Raw genomic sequence first — 2,211 nt, 5'->3', positions numbered from 1 at the left:
ACGCCTTGTTATGCGCTACTTTTGAATTACGGAACAACCCAACAACCCGAAAAAATACTACAGCCAATCTACTAAAAATTGCTTTAATTTAGACTTAAAACCTAAAGCCATTACCAACAACCATTGAGATTAGCCTAGCTTTACACCTGAGCCAAGTACCCGTAGAAAATAGAGTTACAGCTACAAATACAAGAAAAACCAAAAAACTATAAACGTGAACACAGGAATACTGTCAGCGTTTTGACGCTGTTGTGCTGATTGCTAAAGTAAACGGAGGATGCACGCAAACTCTTCGAAACCCGCTCATACCTTTACAGCAAACAATCCCAATGAATTACAAGCCCTACTCTCCCAGCCGTTAAGACGCATAACGCCGCGTTAACCTGTGACGCGTGTGGAGTGGAGTTTTGGGGTACAGTGGCGAAGCCACCGCAAAACGGAGCGTAGCATGCGGCATCGGGTTGAACGCCTTGTTATGCGCAACTTTTGAATTACGAAAACACCCAACAACCCGAAAAATACTACAACCAATTTACTACAAATAGCTTTAATTTAGACTTAAAACCTAAAACCATTAACAACAACCATTGAGATTAGCCTAGCTTTACACCTGAGCCAAGTACCCGTAGAAAATAGAGTTACAGCTACAAATACAAGAAAAACCAAAAAACTATAAACGTGAACACAGGAATACTGTCAGCGTTTTGACGCTGTTGTGCTGATTGCTAAAGTAAACGGAGGATGCACGCAAACTCTTCGAAACCCGCTCATACCTTTACAGCAAACAATCCCAATGAATTACAAGCCCTACTCTCCCAGCCGTTAAGACGCATAACGCCGCGTTAACCTGTGACGCGTGTGAGTGGAGTTTTGCGGGAAAGTGGCGAAGCCACCGCAAAACGAAGCGTAGCATTCGGCATCAGGTTGAACGCCTTGTTATGCGCAACTTTTGAATTACAAACAACCCAACAAACCCGAAAAATACTACAACCAATTTCTAAAAATAGCTTTAATTTAGACTTAAAACCTAAAGCCATTACCAACAACCATTGAGATTAGCCTAGCTTTACACCTGAGCCAAGTACCCGTAGAAAATAGAGTTACTGCTACGAATACAAGAAAAACCAAAAGCTGTAAACGTAAACGCTAGAATACTGGTAGCGTTTTGACGCTGTTGTGCTGCTTGCTAAAGTAAACCGAGGATGCACGCAAACTCTTCGAAACCAGCTCATACATTTACAGCGAACAATCCCAATGAATTCCAAACCCTAATTTTCCAGCCGTTAAGACGCATAACGCCTCAAACACCGGCGCAGCTATGCTGTGTCCGAGTGCTTTGATTTGTTAGTAGCTTTTTCCAGGAACGCTCCCGTAAAATCCAGAATAGATCTTATTTTTGACACATCACCTTCCAACTGCTTTAGCCAACTTTCGTAGACATCACCGCACTCAACAAACATTTTTCTAAGCTCGCTATTCTCCGCATCCATGATCGCCTCATAATTCGGGCTATCTGTTTCATGACTATGCATGTCAGCGAAGAATGCTGTTACCTTGGCATTTCTGAAAACTTGGGACGATTTGTTATGCAGTTCATTTGACAAGGTGGCAAGCTCATTTGATATGAGCATTAAATTTTCTTACGAAGCCTTACTTATTTTTGCTACAGCGTCTGTGAAGTGACTTGGGTCGTCATCGTGAATCTCTAGCATCTCAGCATTTTCAACAATAGAGTCATCAATCTCTCTCTTCAAAGTCAAAAGCTGGCTGTATACCGATATTCTTTTTTCAAAAAGCTCTTGATACTTTTCCTTCGAAATAGATGCATATGCTTCGTATTTTAAAAACTCTGTTTTAAATTGATTTTGAACTTGATCCATTTGTCTGGCGTGATCGAGCCTCACCAATTCCAGGTCTTTAGCATGCTGATCTTTTAGCGATTGTAGCTCTGTATTGCTTTGAGCTTTAAAGGCCTCTAGGTCCAACTTATGCTTTGCCAGATCGCCGTTGATAATTCTTTTTGTGTTCACATGCCCTAAGAATGCAGCCAGAGCAATCAAGACAGCGGAGACACCACCAAAAGGCAATAGTATTTGATTTAAGAATTCAGAGATTGCCAAGTGTTAATTCCTTCATACTGATTTGACTACTAACGCCAAGCTCACCTGCAATTTTTGCTGTGAGCGTTTGTGTAAAATGGAGCTGCGCGAC

General features: G+C 41.6%; 2 protein-coding genes. Both read right to left on the bottom strand.

What is annotated here, in order from left to right; all coding sequences use genetic code 11:
• Positions 1 to 1,316: 1,316 nt before the first annotated feature.
• Complete coding sequence (locus IDZ20_RS16195; protein WP_223144908.1) at positions 1,317 to 1,631, bottom strand: hypothetical protein; 315 nt, start codon at positions 1,629 to 1,631, stop codon at positions 1,317 to 1,319.
• A 9-nt stretch (positions 1,632 to 1,640) separates the two neighbouring features.
• Entirely contained in the window at positions 1,641 to 2,120 is a 480-nt protein-coding gene (locus tag IDZ20_RS16190) for a hypothetical protein (protein ID WP_223144907.1), read from the bottom strand.
• Between the last annotated feature and the right edge of the window lie 91 nt (positions 2,121 to 2,211).

This window comes from Teredinibacter waterburyi, assembly GCF_001922985.1.
GTDB classification, from domain to species: Bacteria; Pseudomonadota; Gammaproteobacteria; order Pseudomonadales; family Cellvibrionaceae; genus Teredinibacter; species Teredinibacter waterburyi.
This window is presented reverse-complemented; position numbering and strand designations above follow the sequence as displayed.